The 19,995-nt window shown below is 36.8% G+C and carries 15 protein-coding genes; 10 read left to right on the top strand and 5 right to left on the bottom strand.

The window, feature by feature from the left end; genetic code table 11:
* Positions 1-36: 36 nt before the first annotated feature.
* From AC6JAD_RS15250 to AC6JAD_RS15235, 4 genes are all read left to right on the top strand, one after another.
* A complete protein-coding gene (locus AC6JAD_RS15250; RefSeq protein WP_461303214.1) occupies positions 37-909 on the top strand; it encodes a winged helix-turn-helix domain-containing protein in 873 nt (290 codons plus the stop codon).
* Positions 910-971: 62 nt separating this feature from the next.
* On the top strand, positions 972-1,385 hold the full coding sequence (locus AC6JAD_RS15245) for a DUF2541 family protein (protein ID WP_461303213.1): 414 nt from the start codon (positions 972-974) through the stop codon (positions 1,383-1,385).
* A 21-nt stretch (positions 1,386-1,406) separates the two neighbouring features.
* Positions 1,407-1,589, top strand: coding sequence for a hypothetical protein (locus AC6JAD_RS15240; RefSeq protein ID WP_461303212.1), 183 nt, complete (start codon positions 1,407-1,409; stop codon positions 1,587-1,589).
* Positions 1,590-1,752: 163 nt separating this feature from the next.
* On the top strand, positions 1,753-3,831 hold the full coding sequence (locus AC6JAD_RS15235) for a zinc-dependent metalloprotease (RefSeq protein WP_461303211.1): 2,079 nt from the start codon (positions 1,753-1,755) through the stop codon (positions 3,829-3,831).
* 134 nt (positions 3,832-3,965) lie between these two features.
* Here AC6JAD_RS15235 and AC6JAD_RS15230 read toward each other — a convergent pair whose 3' ends face one another.
* Positions 3,966-4,250, bottom strand: coding sequence for a hypothetical protein (locus AC6JAD_RS15230; RefSeq protein ID WP_461303210.1), 285 nt, complete (start codon positions 4,248-4,250; stop codon positions 3,966-3,968).
* A gap of 368 nt (positions 4,251-4,618) precedes the next feature.
* Here AC6JAD_RS15230 and AC6JAD_RS15225 point away from each other — a divergent pair, with 368 nt between their 5' ends.
* The 3 genes from AC6JAD_RS15225 to AC6JAD_RS15215 all read left to right on the top strand — a co-directional run bounded on the left by AC6JAD_RS15225 (position 4,619) and on the right by AC6JAD_RS15215 (position 8,357).
* Positions 4,619-5,671: a serine hydrolase domain-containing protein gene (locus AC6JAD_RS15225; protein WP_461303209.1), complete on the top strand. Its 1,053-nt coding sequence runs from the start codon at positions 4,619-4,621 to the stop codon at positions 5,669-5,671.
* 674 nt (positions 5,672-6,345) lie between these two features.
* Positions 6,346-7,092, top strand: coding sequence for a helix-turn-helix domain-containing protein (locus AC6JAD_RS15220; protein ID WP_461303208.1), 747 nt, complete (start codon positions 6,346-6,348; stop codon positions 7,090-7,092).
* Between the two features lie 89 nt (positions 7,093-7,181).
* Positions 7,182-8,357, top strand: a complete 1,176-nt coding sequence (locus tag AC6JAD_RS15215) for a serine hydrolase domain-containing protein (protein ID WP_461303207.1) — start codon at positions 7,182-7,184, stop codon at positions 8,355-8,357.
* Positions 8,358-8,387: 30 nt separating this feature from the next.
* Here AC6JAD_RS15215 and AC6JAD_RS15210 read toward each other — a convergent pair whose 3' ends face one another.
* The 4 genes from AC6JAD_RS15210 to AC6JAD_RS15195 form a co-directional block, all read right to left on the bottom strand.
* The gene (locus AC6JAD_RS15210) at positions 8,388-10,739 is read right to left on the bottom strand and encodes a TonB-dependent receptor (RefSeq protein WP_461303206.1); all 2,352 of its coding nucleotides are present in this window, start codon (positions 10,737-10,739) and stop codon (positions 8,388-8,390) included.
* A gap of 339 nt (positions 10,740-11,078) precedes the next feature.
* Complete coding sequence (locus AC6JAD_RS15205; protein ID WP_461303205.1) at positions 11,079-12,416, bottom strand: hypothetical protein; 1,338 nt, start codon at positions 12,414-12,416, stop codon at positions 11,079-11,081.
* Between the two features lie 240 nt (positions 12,417-12,656).
* On the bottom strand, positions 12,657-13,352 hold the full coding sequence (locus tag AC6JAD_RS15200; RefSeq protein WP_461303204.1) for a LytR/AlgR family response regulator transcription factor: 696 nt from the start codon (positions 13,350-13,352) through the stop codon (positions 12,657-12,659).
* Positions 13,353-13,354: 2 nt separating this feature from the next.
* On the bottom strand, positions 13,355-14,350 hold the full coding sequence (locus tag AC6JAD_RS15195) for a sensor histidine kinase (RefSeq protein WP_461303203.1): 996 nt from the start codon (positions 14,348-14,350) through the stop codon (positions 13,355-13,357).
* Between the two features lie 179 nt (positions 14,351-14,529).
* Between AC6JAD_RS15195 and AC6JAD_RS15190 the strand changes: the two genes are divergently transcribed.
* The 3 genes from AC6JAD_RS15190 to AC6JAD_RS15180 all read left to right on the top strand — a co-directional run bounded on the left by AC6JAD_RS15190 (position 14,530) and on the right by AC6JAD_RS15180 (position 19,995).
* Positions 14,530-16,527, top strand: coding sequence for a serine hydrolase (locus AC6JAD_RS15190; protein ID WP_461303202.1), 1,998 nt, complete (start codon positions 14,530-14,532; stop codon positions 16,525-16,527).
* A 661-nt stretch (positions 16,528-17,188) separates the two neighbouring features.
* The gene (locus tag AC6JAD_RS15185) at positions 17,189-18,787 is read left to right on the top strand and encodes a DNA cytosine methyltransferase (RefSeq protein WP_461303201.1); all 1,599 of its coding nucleotides are present in this window, start codon (positions 17,189-17,191) and stop codon (positions 18,785-18,787) included.
* 2 nt (positions 18,788-18,789) lie between these two features.
* Entirely contained in the window at positions 18,790-19,995 is a 1,206-nt protein-coding gene (locus AC6JAD_RS15180; protein WP_461303200.1) for a hypothetical protein, read from the top strand.

Below are 19,995 nucleotides of genomic sequence, written 5' to 3'. Positions count from 1 at the left end.
TAAAAATTCCTCAAATTGCCAGTAATTTGTAAGATTATGGAAAGAAAAAGGATGTATTCGCGTGCCATACTCGGTGTTTTGGTATCGGGAAGTTTATTGATTCTTGGGTTTCAAAACCCCGAAGAAGACCAGCAGCCATTAACAAAAATTGCCTTACGGGAAGTGGGTCATCAGCTACTCCTTAGCAATGAGGATTCCACTTCATTGGTTTCCCCCGTACTTGAAAAAGGGAATAATAATTATAGGGTCTCTTTTCAAAAAGCGTTGTCTATAGCCCCCGAAAACTTGGTTGCGGTAATGAACAATAGCTTACAGAAGGCCAACCTGCCGGAGGAATATATCGTCGAAGTGGTTCAATGTAGTGATGATGAAGTAGCATATAGCTATGCTTTCAGTAGCGATGAAGAGAAGTATTTTATTCCCTGTGGTACCCGAAACTTGCCTGAGGATTGTTATGCTTTGGATGTGAAATTCGCTCAACAATCGGCCTCCTTTTTAGGAAACCCACTCCTTTTAATCCTTTTTATAATATCCTTATTGGCGTTCACGATAGAATTTATGTTCCACAAAAGAAAACAGAATGAGATTGTACTTAATGGTCCAATTGATTATACACCTATTGGGAGTTTTCGTCTGTACCCGGAACAGAATATACTGGTTAAGGAAGCCGAAGAGATTCAACTATCTATTAAGGAATGTCAATTGCTAACCATATTCGCTTCCAAACCCAATCAGGTCATCAAGCGGGAGGAACTCACAAAACGAGTCTGGGAAGACAATGGTGTAGTTGTTGGAAGGAGCTTGGATACCTATATATCCAAACTACGTAAAAAATTAAAGGAAGATACTAGACTAAAGATTACCAATGTACACGGGGTAGGGTACAAGCTTGAAGAGTTAGAGCATTAAACCTTTCTTTTGTTTGCAAGTCCAAAAGGCAGAACAAACAATTAATCTGTAATACTTTAATTATGAAACAGACACTGGGAACATGGGTTTTAACCGCTTTTTTACTTGTAGGATTAACTAGCTACGGAGCGACAAAACCTTCAACTTTAGTAAACGATTGGGTGAAAATTGGCACTAAAAAAGTTGATTATAAACTGGATAAGGATATTATGAACGTAGGCTTGGACGATGGAAGGTTCAAGAAATTGAAGTTGGTAGTAACGGGCGGAAACTTAAATATGCACCGTATGGTCGTACACTATGGCAACGGTTCCAAGGAAGAAATTGAACTTCGTCATAATTTTGGCAAGAAGAGTAGTTCAAGGGTCATTGACCTCAAAGGAAACAAACGTATCATTAAAAAGATCGTCTTTGTATACGACACCAAAAATGCCTCAAGACAAAAGGCAAAAATACGGGTGTTCGGAAAACATTAAACCTTTTTTCAAATTGAATATATGGGAAGACCGCTTTTAAAGCGGTCTTTTTTATGGTACCTTGCTCCTATGGAAGAAATTGCAGAATTTTTTAGCACTCCCTTTGGTATGCTACTGCTCACAACTGGGGTACCTGTCCTATTCTGGCTTATCTACACGCTGGCTAAAAATTATAAGGATTCACAAGATCATTTCGATTTGTAAGTGCCGTTTGGGGATGTTTTCATCCCTACAAAGTACTTGGAAATTATCACTTTATTCTCACAAACCGTTTGTTTTTAGTAGCTCAACAGCAAAAACTATATCATTTTCACCTTACTCAAATAATTTATGGATATATTTACTTTTTGAATTCAAATAAACTTCTATGAGAAAAATTATTTTTTTAGTTCTTATCTTACCATTTATGGCAATGGCCCAAGAAAAAGGACCGGGCAAAGTATCCCAAGCTATTACTGAGGCAAAGTCCAATTTTGGTGAATTTCAATCTTTTGAAGTCTTTAAGCCACAAACCAGAAGCGCTGCGGCCGATTATTCGGAAACCGTTGATAACGGGATTGTATTCGAATTGGATCAATCTAAGGTTCAGAACCTGTTGGCTCAAAACCCAAAGCAAATCAACCTAAGTGTACCTTTTTCATCTAATGGAGAAACCATTTCACTTGATCTGATTCAAGTAAATGTGTTTGCACCAGATTTTAAAGCTATACTGGATACTGGACAAGATATCACGAATGAAGTGGATTTTGGAAAGCACTATCGAGGTGTTATCGCAGGGAATGAAAACTCATTGGTATCCATCAGTATTTTCGGAAACCAAGTAAATGGTTTTATTGCCAACGACGATGGTAATTACACCCTTGGAAAACTGAGACAATCCGAAACAGAGCATATTCTGTATAAGGATTCCGATCTGAACGTAGCACACAATTTAAGTTGTGCAACAGAAGATGATGGCGTAGGCTATACAGTGGAGCAAATTACGCACCCAAATACAGAAATGGACCCGGGTGATGAAGTAGATATTTATATTGAAGCTGGACGAAGTGTATATAACATTTTTGGTCAGAACCTTCCTAATACCGTAGCTTTTTTAACCACACTATTTACCCAGAGTTATGTATTGTATGCTAACGACGGAATTTTGGCTCGTACCTCAAATATGATGATTTGGGTAAACCCAGACCCGTATGATGGTAGTGGTTCTGCAGCTCAGTTGACTAAATTTACCAATCAGACCGACTTTTTAAATGGAGATCTAGGTCATTTGGTTATGATGCAGAACTTTGGTGGGATCGCTGCTGGGTTCTCAGGTATTTGTCCTTCAAATTCAGACAATAGCCTTTGTTATTCAGGATTGGTAGGAACCAGTGTTCCAGATGTGCCAATTTACTCGTTCAACGTATATCTTATTTCGCATGAAATGGGTCACCTTTTAGGTTCAAGACATACCCATGCTTGTGTATGGAATGGAAACAACACAGCCATCGATGGTTGTGCAGGGTTCACCGAAGGAGGTTGTGCCTTACCTGGAAACCCTCCAGGCGGTGGAACGATCATGAGTTACTGTGCCAATACATCGGTAGGGGTGAACTTTAATAATGGGTTTGGCCCACAACCGTTGGCAGTAATCCTTAATAATATTGAAGAAGTTGGAAACTGCTTAGATGAAGAAGATACTACAGACCCACCAGTTGCCGTATGTAAAACGCATATTGTAAACTTAGATAGCAACGGAGAGGCTACTATAGATGTATCCGATGTAGAAGGTGGTAGTTATGACAACGATGCTATTGTTTCCATGACGATCGATATCGATTCTTTCGATTGTACCAACGTAGGAACAAACAGCGTTACTTTAACAGTTACCGATACAGACGGATTGACTAGTACCTGTATTGCCTATGTAGAGGTAATAGATGGAACGGACATATCTATCGAATGTCCAGAAGATTTCACCGTAACGGTTCCGATAGGATCTACTTACGAAGTTTTGGATTACGTAAATGATGTAACGGTATCTTCGGACCTTTGTGCTTCTGTAACGGTAGCTGCATACAACCAATCTCCAAGTGCTGGAAACGAATTGGAAGTTGGGGTTCATACCATTAATTTTAGTGTATTGTTAATTGATGGGGGTGTACTTTCTTGTTCTTTCGATATCACGGTAGAAGAGTCTACATTAGGAATGGAAGATTCGGTACTATCCAGTTTGGTGTTATATCCTAACCCAGCTGTTGAATCACTTTATGTAAGCAATCCTCAAAACTTAGCGTTAGAGACCATTACCATCTACGATATGGCAGGAAGACTTATTAAGTTGGTTGACCTAACGGATAGCGGACTTGAAAAAATGATTGACGTTTCAGAATTGTCTGAGTCCAATTACTTTGCTGTAATTCAAGGAGCAGATGGTAAAATAGTGAAGCAGTTAATTATTGAATAAATAATAGTATTAGACCAAAAAGGGGCTGTCTAACAATTAGACAGCCCCTTTTTTATTTGGCAAGAAATTCTTTAGTGCTATACCCAAAAGTGGCTATACAAAGCGCTTAGGTACCTTTTTGAATTGATATAGGGTTATTGTTTCCTATAAATTTCTTCTATATACATACCCAAATGGGCATCTTTAACCAATCCACAATTCACTCGATCCAGTACCTTGTACTTAATACGAACCTTTAGGCTGTCCTCATAAAACTCGGGCGCTAGGTTCTGCGGCATATAAATGGTGGAATTAACATCAACAACCCACCCACAGCCATCTAAGGCCGGGTCTCCATAATTTCTAATGATGGCATCTTCGCAAGAATTGCATGCGGATTCGGGTACGGCTCCTTGCTTGCCTTTACAGGCAGTAAACAAGAGCAACGCTGTGGTAGAAATAAATACTAATTTTTTGATAAGCCTATGATTTAAAAGTGATGGGGTAATTTAAACTTTTTATAAAGAAATAAAAAGGGAGGGGCCTTTGTTTTTCTATTCGGGCATTATACCATTATGATTTGCCACTTTTTGGATGAAGGGATAGGAGGGATGTGAGGTGCACGTTTTGTTTGCAATAAAATATGAGGGTATGAATAACGTGATTGGAGTGCTTTTTTGATTATAATCCCATTAAGCAAACTAAATCAATTCATCCATAACATATAACAGTTCAGTAATTCGTAATTATTTTTTAGTACTATCAAAAATATATTTGTATCATAAACTATAATTTATAGTATAGATAAATGAAAAGCACTCAGAATAAGACCAGTAAAGGGAAAAAAATATTCAGAATCATATTATTTGCCGGAACTTTTATTTCCCTATGGTTTGTACCTTGGATTCTGGTTAAGGCATGGATATTGCCTTTGCCGGATACGGTTCAGGAGCAAGTAGATCAAACATTAAGTTATGGTTTTGATGGTGTTATTGTATACGTAGATGAAGCCGGCAAACCACCAGCTTTCTATACTGCTGGTTATCATAATAAAGAAGAAAAAATACCCGCCAAGCCAGATGCTTTGTTCAAGATTGCAAGTGTCGACAAGTTATATGTCGCAGTTGCTATCACTAAGTTAGCGCATAACAATCAATTGTCATTAGATAAAACAGTAGCTGATTACTTTCCTGAACTCGTAGGAAGAATAGAAAATGCAGATGAAATCACCTTACGAATGATGGTGCAACACCGCAGCGGTATTCCAAATTTTACGGATAATTCTGAGTTTTGGAAAAATCAACCCAACACGAATATAGATGTACTTGAATATGCGCTTGATTTACCGGCAGACTTCCAGCCAGACAAAGGTTATGGTTATTCGAACACCAATTATTTATTGCTTTCAAGAGTCATTGAACAAGTTACAGGAGGTAGTCGCCATGACTATTTCAAGAAGGAAATTTTAATGCCCCTTGGGCTTAAAAATACTTTTGGATCACTGGATGACGTACATCTGGACGATGTTATGAGCGGTTATTATGTCGGTATTGAAAAGGACTTCAAAAATGAGAATCAAGGAATGATGATAGCCACGGCAGAAGATGTTGGCATCTTTTTAAGAGCCCTAAATGATGGGTCATTACTTAATGAAGAAGAAATGGAAATCTATGCGTCTATGTATGAATTTAATCATGGAGGATTGGCTCCAGGTTACCAATGTATGGCAGAATACCATAAAGATATCGATGCTGTTGTTATTCAATTTATGAATACCACCGATTTTGAAGGTTATCAATGGAATTTGCTACAAATAACACATAGTCGCGTTGTTAAAATTTTGCGTAAGGCTGCACGTTAAATCTAATAGTTTGTGGCCAGCAGCGTTATTCCATTCCGCCTATAACATTTTCATTCAAATGGTTTTACACCACTAACAACAACGAATGCAACTAGCACATTTTGGATAGATGAATACGGTATGATGATTCCAATTGTCGCAAGTATTTTTGCCGTTGTATTTTGGAGGAAAGCAAGAAAGGAGAATTTTTAGAAATAAAGGCATCATCAACCTATCGCCCCAGCAGGATGTATTATACGAGCTGACGGTAGGAGGGAAGCTTAATGTATGTGTACTGGTATTTAATCTAAAAAACTTACATTAGATTTTCAATGCTGAACATAAACATGGTATCTTTTGATTGGTCTTCTTTAATTCTATTTAGCGGCATTGTTAATGCTGTTATTGTCATTGCTTTCTTAATTATAAATAATAGTCGGTATAAGGCAAAGTATGCGTTATGGGTTAAGATATTTTTGTTTTGTATCATACTAATTCTTTTTGAACGAATCATTAGGTTTTCAGACTTAGAGTCCCATTATCCCAAATTGTTATTCATTACAAGTCCTTTATTTTTCTTTATTCTTCCGTTGGTTTATGTTTTTCAAAAACGGTTAAATGGAAAACCAAAATATGGGTATCTACACTTTATAGTTCCCATGGTAATGCTCTTATTATTCATACCAACGATTTTAATGAGTGATCAAGATAAATTGGCCATGTACTATAATGAGGGCATAAACGATCCAATTTGGTTGGTAGTATGGTATCTTCTGTTTGCTGTGTATTATTCTGCCAAAACGTTCATTGCAAATAGAACGCATAAAGCCCGTTTGTTGAACACATCGGCAAATAATACTATTGAGTTGCAACTATTTTCAAACCAATTGGTCTTTTTAGCAAGTGTATGCATTATTACTATTCCAATTTCATTGTTGATGCAGTATGTAGATAACAGTTCTGAAGTTATAGATAAGTTACTGTTTATCATAGTTTCCCTAATCCCGCATTTCATACTCATTTCCATATTCAACATAAGAACTTTCGAAGGCATTAATGAATTGAAAATTGAAGAAAAACAAGCAAAATCAATTGAGTATCATGATATAGAAACTTCTAAAACCGAACTCACAGTTTTTATGACCGACCACAAACCGTACTTGAGCCAGAATCTAAACTTACAAGCATTGGCTAATTTGATAGGTTGGAATAGAACCAAACTTTCTATGGTCATAAATAAAGGGTTTGAAAAAAACTTCTACGATTACATTAATGAACATCGTCTCGATGCTGTTATTGAAAAATTCAACAAAGGTGCATATAAAGACTACTCATTAGATTATATAGTAAGTGAGTGTGGTTTTAAAAGTTATGTGTCTTTTTACAGAATCTTTAAAAGGGTAAAGAAAAAATCGCCCAAAGAGTATTTAAAAAAAATGTAAATACATTACACTGTATCACCTGTAATGTTTTAAAATCTTAATTGATAATAGGGGTTCATAAATTTGTGATAATCTAAATCATAAAATCTATGCGCCTTCTTATCAATGTACTTCTAATTATATGCTCTAATACTGTTTGTTCCCAAAATGTTGATCTTAATATTCTAAATGATATTAAAGTAAAAGCAAAAGAAACACATTCTGATGCAATTATTATCATCAAGGACGGGAAGACTATCTATGAGGATTATTTTGGAAAAGAAGAAAAACCCATTTATATAGCTTCAGCAGGAAAGTCACTGGTCAATCTCGCCATTGGGAAACTTATTGATAACGGACAGTTGGATTCATTAGACCAACCAGTTTACACTTTATATCCGGAATGGAAACAAGGCAAGAAAAAGGATATTACCATCCGAATGCTATTAAATCACACTTCGGGTATGCAGAACCTGCAAAATGCAAGTATTGAATTAGAACCTGCACCCAATTATAAGGTTAAAAACATCATCGATTTAGCTCTTGCAGCCGAACTTTCAAACACACCAGGAGAAAAATTTGACTACAACAATAAGGCTGTTGCCTTATTGGGTGGCATTGTTGAAAAGGCTTCCGGAAAACGCTTTGATCATTTTTTTGTCGATGAATTTTACAAACCCATGAATATTGCGAACTACGGTTGGATTCAAGACGAATCAGGAAATCCTACAACACATGGAGCATTTGTTATAAAACCATCGGATTTCATAAAATTTGGAAACTTACTCTTAAACAAAGGGCTCTACCATGACAGAAGGATACTGAGCGAATCATGGATTGAAGTATCATTGGAACAAGGCCAAAAGTTTGATCCAAGGTTTGGATTGCTTTGGTGGCGAAAACCGGCTTTTGAAAAACGAATAATTGATGATATCATATGGAACACATGGAAGGAAGCCCATGTGAGCAAAAGTTTTTTAAAGAAAATCAGGCCTTTAAAAAACAAACTCTATGAAAATAAGTATGATTTTTTTAGTGATTTAGAGCTACTTTTTGGCGACCATTGGAGCAAAACCCTAAATGAGAATTTAGATAAGGACTTGATGTCAAGTAAAAGAATATATAGTAATAAAATTGTAGCGTATTATGCTGACGGGTTCAGGGGGAATTATTTGATAATCATTCCAGAAAAAAATATAATTGCAGTAAGATGTGCCGACCATGAAGGATTTAATTATCAAACTGATTTTTTTAATGATTTTATAGAATTAGTCACTCAACTATAACCAAGATGAGGTCCAATAAAGTTGCACAAATTATTTATTCGAATAGTCGTTGTTAAAAGGACTGCATATTTGTTCGTTTTCATACAACCAACCATTGGCAGCCATCCCTTCAATAATCACCTTTACTTCTTTTTGTCCGTTGAGGGGTATCGTGATTGACTTAGGCATTTCTGAATTGATCTCAAGTTGACCTTCCCACCAAATAGCACCATATTTTTTATACCATTGTGAGCTAAAATCGGGATAACTTGGATTAAAATAGCTTTGAACGCGACTAAAACCTTGGTGTACATGAAGTTTTGTGAACCTCCCTCTGTCATTTAATGCATCAAAATCATACCGTAATGATGCAGAAATAAATGGGCCATCTCCGGGCGTGAGCCATTTTCTATACACCAAAGATTCTATAGAAGAAAGCGGTATGTTCATGAGTTCAGTTGGATTCACAAACATGCCATTGATCAATACAGGTACAGGGTGTAGGTTTGGGGAATCAAAAACAAAAACACCTAAACCCGTGCCTTGATAATTTGAACGAATTATAAACCCCAATTTTCGGATATAACTAATAAAAGTCTTGTATTTATTTTGCGTCTCTTTGTCAATGATTCGTCCCTCGATAACAGGGTTTACTTGAAATTTATTGGTCTTCTTTGCATTTCCTGTAACCACTACTTCATCAAGGGCTATGGTTCCTCTCGTTAGATCTATGTTTTCATCTATTTCCGATAGCGCGGGTTGTGAGGCTGTCTTCTTTGCATCCCTTAACCATTCCGTATAATCAAAAAAGCGCTCATTAGAACCATTAAAGTAGAGTTCTGCTTTTGGCTTTCTTAGTTTCCCTTTATGGTTTAGAACACTTACTAAAATAGAGTCACCCTCATATATAGGAAGATTCCCTTGAAAATCTTTATTAGATGAAAGGTCTAAAAACTTAATGCTACCAAATGATTGGGATAGTACGGAAATCTGTTTTTCTTTTTCTATATCTGCATCTAAGACCTTCCCTTTAATCGTTATAAGGTTTTCCTTTTTGTAGTGATCGTTTTGAGTGTCGATTGACCTCAGATTCCAATGGAACTTTTCCGGTCCTTCCATCAGCAGTCTCGTGTCCAATTGATAGCCCTTCGTGCGTTTTGTCCCTTCAAAAAAATACCGCCCATTAACCAAACGTTGCTTAAGATAAGGCTGTACCATAAAGGAGGAACTTATAGAATTATTGGGAAAATATGCGCTTGATTGGGTAGGGAGCACGGACATACTAACGTTGGCCATCGTGTTTCCTTCTGGGAGTATTAAGTCCACCTGAAGGGAATCCTTATTTTGGGTCAAGCAATAGCTCACTTCTACCGAACGAACCCGTTTGTTTGGTATTCGTTTATTGAAGAACATACGATGGGAGAGAGGTTGCATTTGTTTATCCAGGATTACAGCGGTATTTATTCCGTTGGGAATGTCTGTGCGGTTTACCGAGATGGTTTCATTGTCTTTGCCGAAGACATAATCCCGAGTAAAGGAGATCTTATTATTGTTAAAGATTGCTACTTTATATTTGGTATCTGCTCTCGAATGTAAAGCCGCTTGGGACCATTTTGGAGTGAGAACGATAACATTTTTAGCACTGTTGTTTACACTCATCCCAAATTCCTGATAGGAATTGATTTCCAGTTTTTTGGTAACCCATACACCGTTCACTTCTTTGACTTTTAAAAAATATGATTTGTCGGGGTCTGCAAAAAAACGAAATCTACCTTGTCCCAATCCGTTGGTTTTAATATTCGACCGGATAAGGGCACCATCGTTATCGACTAACTGGACTGAACTGGTTTTTAAAGGGTTTAGTCCTTTGTCATAAGCAACGAACCCCACATTGTTAAAGGTTCCTGTGATGATCTGTTGTCCTTCTGGATAGACTAAAAGGGTCATTCCATTTTGGTCGTTGGTGACAGTTTCTTTAGGGTTACCAACAATGGTGACTTTTTGAAGAAAAGGGGTGGCAACCTCAAAGTTTTTCATATAGTTGGTCCATGCCATGAGGGTATAGGAATCATCTACAAAAGTCGAATCGATTTTAAAATCACCGGTACCAATACCATTGTCCACCAAGAACATCTTTTTGGCTATGGCATTGCCTTCTTTAGAAAATAGCCCCACATGTAAATTGGTGGTCGCTGTAGATGGCAATTCCTGTAGTTGATCTTGTACGTAAGCCTTGAACCACAGGTGTTCTCCTTTAAAAAAAATGGCTTTATTTAGGTGAAGGTGTATATTTTCGAGCAAAGGATCATTTTGTGCACCTATAGCGGTTTCCTCTTGTCCAAAGGCAAGAAGGAACCCCATTAAGAAGAAGGGAATAGTAATTATTTTTTTGATGTCGGGCATGGTTCACTAAAGATAATCCATAATTGGGGTAAATCAAAAGTAACATGAAACCTATAGGTGTATTTAAAATATTCTTTACCTATGGACATTGAGTTCAATCTACGACAACCGCATATTTTAAAAATCTTGATGAGCTCTTCGGTATTCTAATTTTAAGATCAAGGACTGGTAGAAGGTGCGCAAGCAAATACGCCTTTCCCGCAATGACGTGGTCACTGAGCTTGTCGAAGTGTAGGAGGGAAACATAATGTGTATTGAATGGTTTAGTACTACTAATTATGGTAATCGAATCCTGTAGCTGCCATTAGAGTATTTTCATTATTCCTGAATAAAAGATTGCTAATCACCAACCATTATTCTACGGGCTCTAATGCTTGTACCATTACCATCGCCAGACCATGACCCCCAAACGGCAAATAAAATACCATCTGGTGATGCAGCAATCGCAGGAAAAACTTGATAGTTGTCCGAATTACTATTTACGGTAAAGGTTTCGCCATAGGGCGTTCCGTCGTCCAACAAACGTCGCGCATATATTTCATCGGTACTATCACTTGATGAAGCGTCGCCTTGCCAAACTGCAATAAACCCACCACGGTCGTCTGTAGCAACTCCAAGATTTTGATTTTCACTGGTGTCTTGGCTGAGTACAATTTCATCGGTTAATGAGGCACCATCACTACTGTAAATTCGTGCTGCAATTTCGGTAACCAGCGTTTGAACGCTACCACATTTTTCTGGATCTTCAAGGTGTTCCCAAACAATCAAGAACCTGCCATCGTCAAGCGTAGTAATATCCGGGTTTTTTTGATCGCAAATTTCACGCGTGTTCACTTGTTGTTCCGTAGACATTAATGGAGAACCTTCGGTATTGAATCGTTTAAAAACTATGGAAAGTCTTTCGGAATCAATATTTAGACTTTCCCAAACCACGATAAAACCACTGGGTACGGCTGCGATTCTGGCCGTATTTTGCCATCCACTTATCTCAGTATTTACCCGAAATTCACCATTACTGATATCATTGAATTCAGCATCGTATACACGGGCATATATTTCGCCTGCGTCGCCATCTTGGTTTTCACTCTGCCAGATAACCATTAGGTTGCCATTTTTATGATAAGCGGCATAGGCAAGATCTTGATCGGAATTGGTTTCTTCATTAATTCTAAATTCGTCACCCACTTTGTCGCCAGCACTATCATAGCGTTGTGCATACACTCCAAATTCGCTACCATCTTGAAATTTGCTGCGCCAAAAAATAATATGCGAGCCATCCTGTGCAACGGCAACGCTAGGCTGGCTTTGGGTCGATACGGTTTCTGTATTTACCACAAATTCATCACCCCATTTAGATCCATCCGCATGATAGCGCTGGGCTGCTACCGAATGACCATCATTATCCTGACCTTCACTCTCCCAGACCACAATTGCCTTTCCTTCCGGAGTAATGGCAACTTTGGGATAGTTCTGATTATTATTGATATAGGTATTCACTTGAAAGTCGTCACCGAGAAAAAGGTAGGTGCCGCTGCCTTCATCATCCGCTACATCACCATCGTCATCGTCATCGGGATCAATTTCAATTTCATCTTCTGTAGTGTCTTCTAGTGTGTCGTTGGAACAAGCGGGGAATAGGAAAACAATGCATAGCATTGCCAAGATTGGGGATTTCATAATAAGTTCAATTTTTAGGTTTGGGTAGAATAAAGTTGGTAAAAAATATTTACAATTGGGTATTTTTCGTTGAAAAATCTCCAAATGAACCGAACTCATTAAGATTATCTTCTTGTCTAAAAACCCATATTTTGATATTTAATGGAATACTCTATTGCATTAGCGATGCAGTCACTGAGCTTGTCGAAGTGTAGGAGGGAAGCCTAATGTGAGTGAGCGACCTAGAGTCAGGGTGAGTATTTATGATTTCCCTATAGCTTCCAATTTTTCAAAAACAACAACCTTATACATGGCGCTCACAGGAATCTTTTTTTCTTCAATCAATAGATACGTTCGGGTCGCTTTTGCCACTCTATCCAAATTGGCAATATAAGATTTATGGGTACGATGAAAATTCCCAGATAAGAGGGTAGTGATATTAATAAGTGTCTCGGAAATCAGATACATTCTGGTATCCGTAAAAACTTTTAAGTAATTCCCGAAACTCTGTATGTATTGTATTGATTTAAATGGAACCCTGATCGGTAATCCGTCATGCTTTATGGTAAGTTCTTCTTTTGTGCTATTTGTTAAGGGTTCCTTTAGTGTAGAAGTTGACACTTTGTTTATGGCTTGTAAAAAACGTTCAAGTTTTATCGGTTTCAATAGATAATCCACCACGCCAAAGTCATAACTTTCTAAGGCATATTCAGAATAGGCTGTCGTTAAGATCACCTTGGGTGACTTTATCATCGAACGTAAAATACCCATTCCATTGAGCTCTGGCATTTCTATATCCAAAAAAACGAGATCAATTTCATTTTGCTGAATGAAATTGACAAATTCCATAGGATTTCCAGTACTTAGAACCAGTTCAAAGTTGTTAATTTTAGAACAGTATTCCTCTAGCACTTCACGTGCTAACAATTCATCATCAACTATGGCAATTTTAATCATCCCTACGAGTCTGTTATATCAATAGTTAAATTCACCTGATATTCTTTCTCCATATCATTGATCCCCAATACATGGGCATTCGGATATAAAAGATTCAATCGCCGCTGCACATTGTCGAGTCCCATTCCTTTTCTTGTCGGTTGCGTCACCTTATTAGGCTTAGAATTTACAACATCAACATGAAGCCTGGAATTTTTTATGGAAACATTCACATCAATGGTACTCTGCTCATTGGTGGCCTGTGCTCCATGTTTGATTGCGTTTTCAACAAACGGGATGAGTAGCATGGGCGCTATTTTATAATTGGAAGAGTCTCCTTCAATTAAGAATTCAATTGTACACCGTTTGCTTAACCTTTTTTCTTCAAGCAGTAAATAATTTTCTATGAACTCTAACTCTTCTTTCAAAGAAACAAAGTCTTTTTTGGCACTTTCCAATTGATATCTCATCAATTCCGAAAGTTGCATGACAACCTCAGGTGTTTCCCTGGATTGTTGCCTGGAAAGGGCATAAATACTGTTTAATGAATTAAACAAAAAATGAGGGTTTACCTGTTCCTTTAAGTAATTCAATTCCAGCTCTCTTTGTAATTTTTCTTTTTCACTGTTTTCTCTCTGTATGCGTATGTTTCTTCTCAAAAAGAAAACGGCCATTCCAGTTCCAGTGGTATATAAAAAGAAAAAGAAGAATTTGGAAATAGCGATCCAATCATATTCGAAGTTTATTTTGGTAGATATAGCAGCAAAGATGGTGGCAAGGAGAAGCGTGGAAAATAGCAGATAGCGCTTTTTATCTAGGAAATAAGGAATGAGAATGAAGTGATTGATCCAAATGATTCCCATGATGTGCACGGTATAACTCAAACTGTGAACGAACAACGCATAATCGGAGCCTAATTTGTCTTTTATAATCAAATTACTAAATAGCTCAAGGAGTAGCACCAACAAAAATGCCCCCAGGTTTATGAGTAGGGTATTCTTTAAAGACTTTTGTATCATGAATTCCTTTAGTTCCGAACAAAAGTACTGAGTTAAAACACAAACTCTCATAATTTCTTACAAAAGGCCTGTATCCATGATGAAGTGATTTCATCATTTAAATGCCATGCTTATCCTGTTTACCAGTTCCGGTAGGGTTTATACAATAATTTTATCATGCATTTATAAATAACGAAACGATGAAAAGCATAACCAAAGGCCTACTCTTACTTCTTCTTATGATAACCAATACTATTTTTGCTCAGGATAATAGTGTGAAAGAAATTGTATCACCTGTAGTAGGTTCTTCTTTAGAATTACCACAAATTCGGGTAGTCCCGATAAAGGACACAAAAACAGAAAGAAACTATGAACTGTATATAGAGTTGCCAGGAGATTATGCCGAAAACCCTCATAAAAAGTATCCTGTCCTTTATTATACAGATGCTAAGTGGCATCTTGAAATACTATCTTCCTGCCAGGAATTCATTATTGAAGATGTGATTCTAGTTGGAATTTCGTATCAATTAGACATCGATGAAGACTTAAAAAAAGAAGTAGGAGCGCATGTGAGTAGGTTTCGGGATTACTCTATGAGAGAACACAGCAATCCGGAAGTTCAAGCAAAACTTCAATTAGGGCAGGCCAATAATCATCTAGATTTTATTCGCAATGATGTCATTCCCTATGTGGACAAAACCTACCGCACAGATCCAAATAGTCGTACTTATTTTGGATACTCATTGAGTGGGGAATTTGGTGCGTATATTCTAATGAAGCAACCGGATACCTTTAACAACTATATTATTGGCAGTCCAACGGTTAGGGGGGAAATCGATATTTTAACCGAAATGAATACCCAATTTGGACCTTATGAGGCCTCGAATAAGAACTCAAGTCTAAATGCCAATGTTTTTATTGCCTATGGTTCATTAGAAGAAGAGAGAGTGGTTGCACCTATGGAATCGTTCATTACATTATTAAACGATCGAAGAGATCTTGGTTTATCGGTGTATAAAGAAGTGATGGATGGGAACCATAGTACTGCATTTCCTTCAACAGCCATTCGCAGCGCAGCCTGGTTGTCGTCTATATTGAACCCGGTTTCAAGTCTTGACAATGAGACCTCATTCTGGTCGACTCCGCGCCTCAATAAGGCATTTGTCACGACCACCCCAGAGGACAGAAAAGATGGAATACTAGTTGACACTTTGGTGGTGAGTAGCGAAGACCAAAACGCGATCAAAAAGGTGTCTCAAGAGATTTTTGAGGGTGCCTATGGTCATTACGATGCCTTACTCATTTCGCATAAGAATAAATTGGTGTATGAATCCTATTACAATAAGGGGCGTATCAATGTGCCTCATGGGCAAGCCTCCGCAGTTAAAGGGTATACCAGTTTGGTATTGGGAAGGGCTATTGAGATGGGGTATGTAAACATGGACGATCTCCACAAACCTTTGACTCATTTCTTGAAAGATGTAGACCCTAAGAAATTCACAGAAGGATACGAAAAAATAACACTTCACAAAGCATTAACCATGCAAGGAGGATTAACGATCGACAGGGAACAATGGAAAGAAATTGAAAATGATTCCGTTCGGTTGAAAGGGCAGGGGCTGGTGCAGACACTTTTGGAACGTAGCGAGCCTATTACCGATGCAACGCAGACCTATTTATATGGTAATTTTAATCCCATGTTGGTGATGACGGTGATTGATGCTGTAGTACCGGGATCTGCTGAGGACTTTATTAAAAGAGAGTTTCTTGATCCCCTTGGTATTACCGATTATGAATGGTCCAAACATGTAAGTGGGTTACCACAAGCAGGATGGATGGTCAAAATGAAATCCCGTGACATGCTTAAATTAGGGCATTTGGTGCAAAACAAGGGTACGTGGAACGGAGAACAGTTCATCTCAGCAGCCTATCTGGAAGAAGCTACCCGCGGGATTGTACAACCTGCTATAGATTGGATGCCCAAGAATTATCGTTATGGATATTTTTGGTACCATACACCGGTAACGGTTGGTAACGAAAGCTATGATATGACACTGGCCTGGGGCGGTGGAGGCCAGCGCGTTATGGTCGTAGAAGAACTTGATCTAACCATTGTCATTATGGGTTATGACCGGGATGATGACAAAATCATGAAACCTATTTTTGAAACCGTCGTACCTGCATTTGCTAAAGAATAATTCGTTCTTTCAAGGCTAACATAGCATAGATAAAATTTATAATAACCCCAGGCATGATCTGGGGTTGTTTTTTTATGTCCCCATGTTACCAGCCTGCCTGCAGACAGGCATTCTTTTCTCAGAGTGATGTGGTCACTGAGCTTGTCGAAGTGTAGGAGGGAAGGGGAAACCGAAGAATGAGATTATAGGCTATAGCCAAACTAATTCAAGGTTCATGAATTCTTATTTCTAAAATATGAAAGGATGAATAATGTGTGTGGAATGGAATTATTTTTTCCTTATATAATTCGTAGGATAGGGCTTTATTTTCTTATTAAAATCATCAATTTCATCTCTAAATTTACTGTTGATGTCCTTAAAAAGCCCGTTTTTCAACCTTGTAGTAACAACTTATTGAAAATGGATATTTAGTCTGTGATTTGGATTAGTATCATACTAAGCAAGAATAGAAAAGTGTTAAAAAGACCTTTAATAACTTATTTAGTTTTAAGGGTTTACCACAGTGCGTTAAACATTAAAAATCAGTAAATTATTCGAGTAGCAATTCGATTTTATATTTAAAATAAAAGATACAATCAAAATTTAATTTTATATAAGAATTCACTAGCTTTAAAATTTTTTTGAATTGATTTTATGATATTCTATTTAAAATAGTATTTAAGTGAAAATACCAGTAATTGACATATTTGCGGGACCTGGAGGCCTAGGAGAAGGATTTTCAAATGTTCCTTCAGCCAATTGGAGGAGCTTTGATATTAAGTTATCTATTGAAAAGGATGAAAATGCTCATAAAACACTTGAATTGCGGAGTTTTTATAGAAAATTTGCAGCCAAAAATGTTCCTCAGGATTATTTTAAAATACTTGAAGAAAAAGATTTTGACAAGAGAGAGTTGTTGAAAGAAAAGTTGTTCAAGAGTTATCCTAAGAAGGCCAGAGCTGCTAAAAATGAAACATGGTGCACAACTTTGGGGGTAGAACCATCTGATAATGTAGATGCTAGGATTCGTAGAGCTTTAAGAGGAAATAACAATTGGGTGCTCATTGGTGGGCCACCTTGTCAGGCTTATTCATTAGTTGGTCGTTCAAGAAACCAGGTAAAAGATAATTTAGATAATACTGATATACGTGTACACTTGTACAAAGAATATTTGAGGATAATAGCAGTGCATAGCCCAGCTATTTTTGTCATGGAAAACGTAAAAGGTTTATTATCCGCTAGAGTTAATGATGAGAAAATATTTGATTTAATAAAAAGAGATTTAAGAGATCCTTCAATAGTATTTCCAGAGGCTGAATATAAGTACAAAATATATTCACTTATCTCAAATCCTAAAGATTCTGATGATGAAGGACAACCCATTTATAATAGTGATTCAGATTATTTGATAAGATCTGAAAATTATGGAGTTCCTCAAAAAAGACACAGGGTCATTTTATTGGGGATCAGAGAGGATATTGAAATTATACCTGACACACTTGATGAGCATCCTGATTTAATAAAATTGAAAGATGTTATAGGTGATTTGCCAAAAATACGTAGTGAATTGAATCGTTCATTTGTGAAAAGTGAAACGGTTATTGTTGAAGGTAAAGAAAAAAAGAAAAGGTTTTACAAGAAAGAAGTTGATTCCAATCAGAACTGGAAAAAGCTTATCAATTCATTTAGAAATGAAATAATATCTTGGAATGGCTTTGCTAAAAATTACTCGTCTTTAGAGATTGAAGTGCCGGAAAAAGGTATAGGATCAGAGTTTGTTGAGTGTATTACACCTTCTGAAAAAAACCCGCTTTATGATTGGTACTATGATAAAAACTTAAAAGGAGCAGCTAATCATGAATCTAGGTCGCATTTAATTCAGGATTTAAAAAGATATATGTTTTCAAGTATGTTTACTAAAACATATGAGCGTTTCCCAAGATTACATGAGTATGAAGAGCATAGTCTTGAGCTCTTGCCTGATCATGATAATGTAAAGTCTGGGAAATTTGCAGATAGATTTCGAGTTCAACTTCCCAATGAACCAGCAACAACTGTAACTAGTCATATTTCAAAAGATGGTCATTACTTTATTCATTATGATTCAGATCAATGCAGAAGCTTAACGGTTAGAGAAGCTGCACGAATTCAAACTTTTCCAGATAACTATTTATTTTGTGGATCTCGTACTGCCCAATACCACCAGGTTGGGAATGCGGTTCCACCCTATTTGGCTATGCAAATAGCTGAGATAATATTAAAAATATTTACAAAAATATAAAAATGTCCTCATTCAGTAATATTGTTTCCAAAATTCAGGTATCATCAAATGAAAAAAATATTTTAGAATTAATTGAGTATTCTAGGAATGGTTTATCGGATGATAATATTGCTTGTCTTGCAAAATTATATGCTAAATCTGGGCATATTATTAAAAAGGGCTTTTCTAATTCCACAGCAGATATAGCATCTACGGGTGGCCCAACATCATTATCTACATTGATAACCCCACTGTTTTTGAAATCTTTTGGTTTTTCAGTACCAAAATTAGGCGTTCCTGGAAGGCCAGCTGGAGGGATTGATATCTTGCATCAGATTAAAGGTTATGAAATTAATCCAAAACCTAAACAAATAAAAAATTGGTTAGAAAACGGTAAGTATGTTCACTTTATAGGAGGTGATTTATATGCCCCCCTTGATAGGCTAGTTTTTGATTTAAGAAAAAAAAATAATGCTCTCGGTATTCCTGATTTAGTAATGGCTAGTATTTTATCAAAGAAAATTGTTGTGAATATAAACTATGCAGGTTTGGACATTAGAGTTTCTTCATTTGGGAATTTTGGTAAAAAATGGGGTGAGGCAAAAGAAAATGGTGAAAGATTTCTTAGAGTTGCGTCATATTTAAACATTCAAGCAAAATGTTTCTTAACGAATGGTGATTTTCCTTATCAGCCTTTTATTGGAAGAGGAGAAGCTCTTTTGGCCATGTATAATATCTTTGAAAATAATGTTGATTCTCGTTATTTAATTAATCACTTTGAAGAATGTTATAGTATGGCTGCTTCAGTTGCAAATATTAATGAATTTGATGGTCCTAATGTAAAAGATGTCAAGGATTTGTTTAAAGATAATTTAGAGATACAAGGTACTAATTACAAGGTGTTTGTGGATAAGGTAAATGAAATTCAAAAAGGCCATATTTACAAAATTTTGTCGCCAAAATCAGGCTTTTTAAGAATAGATCTTGAAAAAGTTAGATATGCAATAGTTGATATTAATAATAGAGCAGGTGTTGGTAAATTTCTTTTTCCAGATTTATGTGGAGTTATTCTTGAAAAAATGCCTTCCGAATTAGTAAAAAAAGATGATGTCATATGTTCTTACAGATGCCCGGAGAATTATTCAGAGGAATTTCGAAACTTATTAATGGGGGGTATTGAGTTGAGTAATAAAAGATTTATAAATAATCAATTTGAAGAAATAAATTAG

It is taken from the genome of Aureisphaera sp., assembly GCF_059726885.1.
Note: the sequence above shows the minus strand (reverse complement) of the source record. Positions and strands in the feature narration are given on the sequence as shown.

Excerpts from the sequence above, each read along its gene's own strand:
- AC6JAD_RS15240 (WP_461303212.1), top strand. The coding sequence starts at position 1,407 with ATGGGAAGACCGCTTTTAAAGCGGTCTTTTTTATGGTACCTTGCTCCT.
- AC6JAD_RS15200 (WP_461303204.1), bottom strand. The coding sequence starts at position 13,352 with ATGATTAAAATTGCCATAGTTGATGATGAATTGTTAGCACGTGAAGTG.
- AC6JAD_RS15220 (WP_461303208.1), top strand. The coding sequence starts at position 6,346 with ATGAGTGATCAAGATAAATTGGCCATGTACTATAATGAGGGCATAAAC.
- AC6JAD_RS15225 (WP_461303209.1), top strand. The coding sequence starts at position 4,619 with ATGAAAAGCACTCAGAATAAGACCAGTAAAGGGAAAAAAATATTCAGA.
- AC6JAD_RS15190 (WP_461303202.1), top strand. The coding sequence starts at position 14,530 with ATGAAAAGCATAACCAAAGGCCTACTCTTACTTCTTCTTATGATAACC.
- AC6JAD_RS15245 (WP_461303213.1), top strand. The coding sequence starts at position 972 with ATGAAACAGACACTGGGAACATGGGTTTTAACCGCTTTTTTACTTGTA.
- AC6JAD_RS15205 (WP_461303205.1), bottom strand. The coding sequence starts at position 12,416 with ATGAAATCCCCAATCTTGGCAATGCTATGCATTGTTTTCCTATTCCCC.
- AC6JAD_RS15250 (WP_461303214.1), top strand. The coding sequence starts at position 37 with ATGGAAAGAAAAAGGATGTATTCGCGTGCCATACTCGGTGTTTTGGTA.
- AC6JAD_RS15180 (WP_461303200.1), top strand. The coding sequence starts at position 18,790 with ATGTCCTCATTCAGTAATATTGTTTCCAAAATTCAGGTATCATCAAAT.
- AC6JAD_RS15210 (WP_461303206.1), bottom strand. The coding sequence starts at position 10,739 with ATGCCCGACATCAAAAAAATAATTACTATTCCCTTCTTCTTAATGGGG.
- AC6JAD_RS15195 (WP_461303203.1), bottom strand. The coding sequence starts at position 14,350 with ATGATACAAAAGTCTTTAAAGAATACCCTACTCATAAACCTGGGGGCA.
- AC6JAD_RS15235 (WP_461303211.1), top strand. The coding sequence starts at position 1,753 with ATGAGAAAAATTATTTTTTTAGTTCTTATCTTACCATTTATGGCAATG.
- AC6JAD_RS15215 (WP_461303207.1), top strand. The coding sequence starts at position 7,182 with ATGCGCCTTCTTATCAATGTACTTCTAATTATATGCTCTAATACTGTT.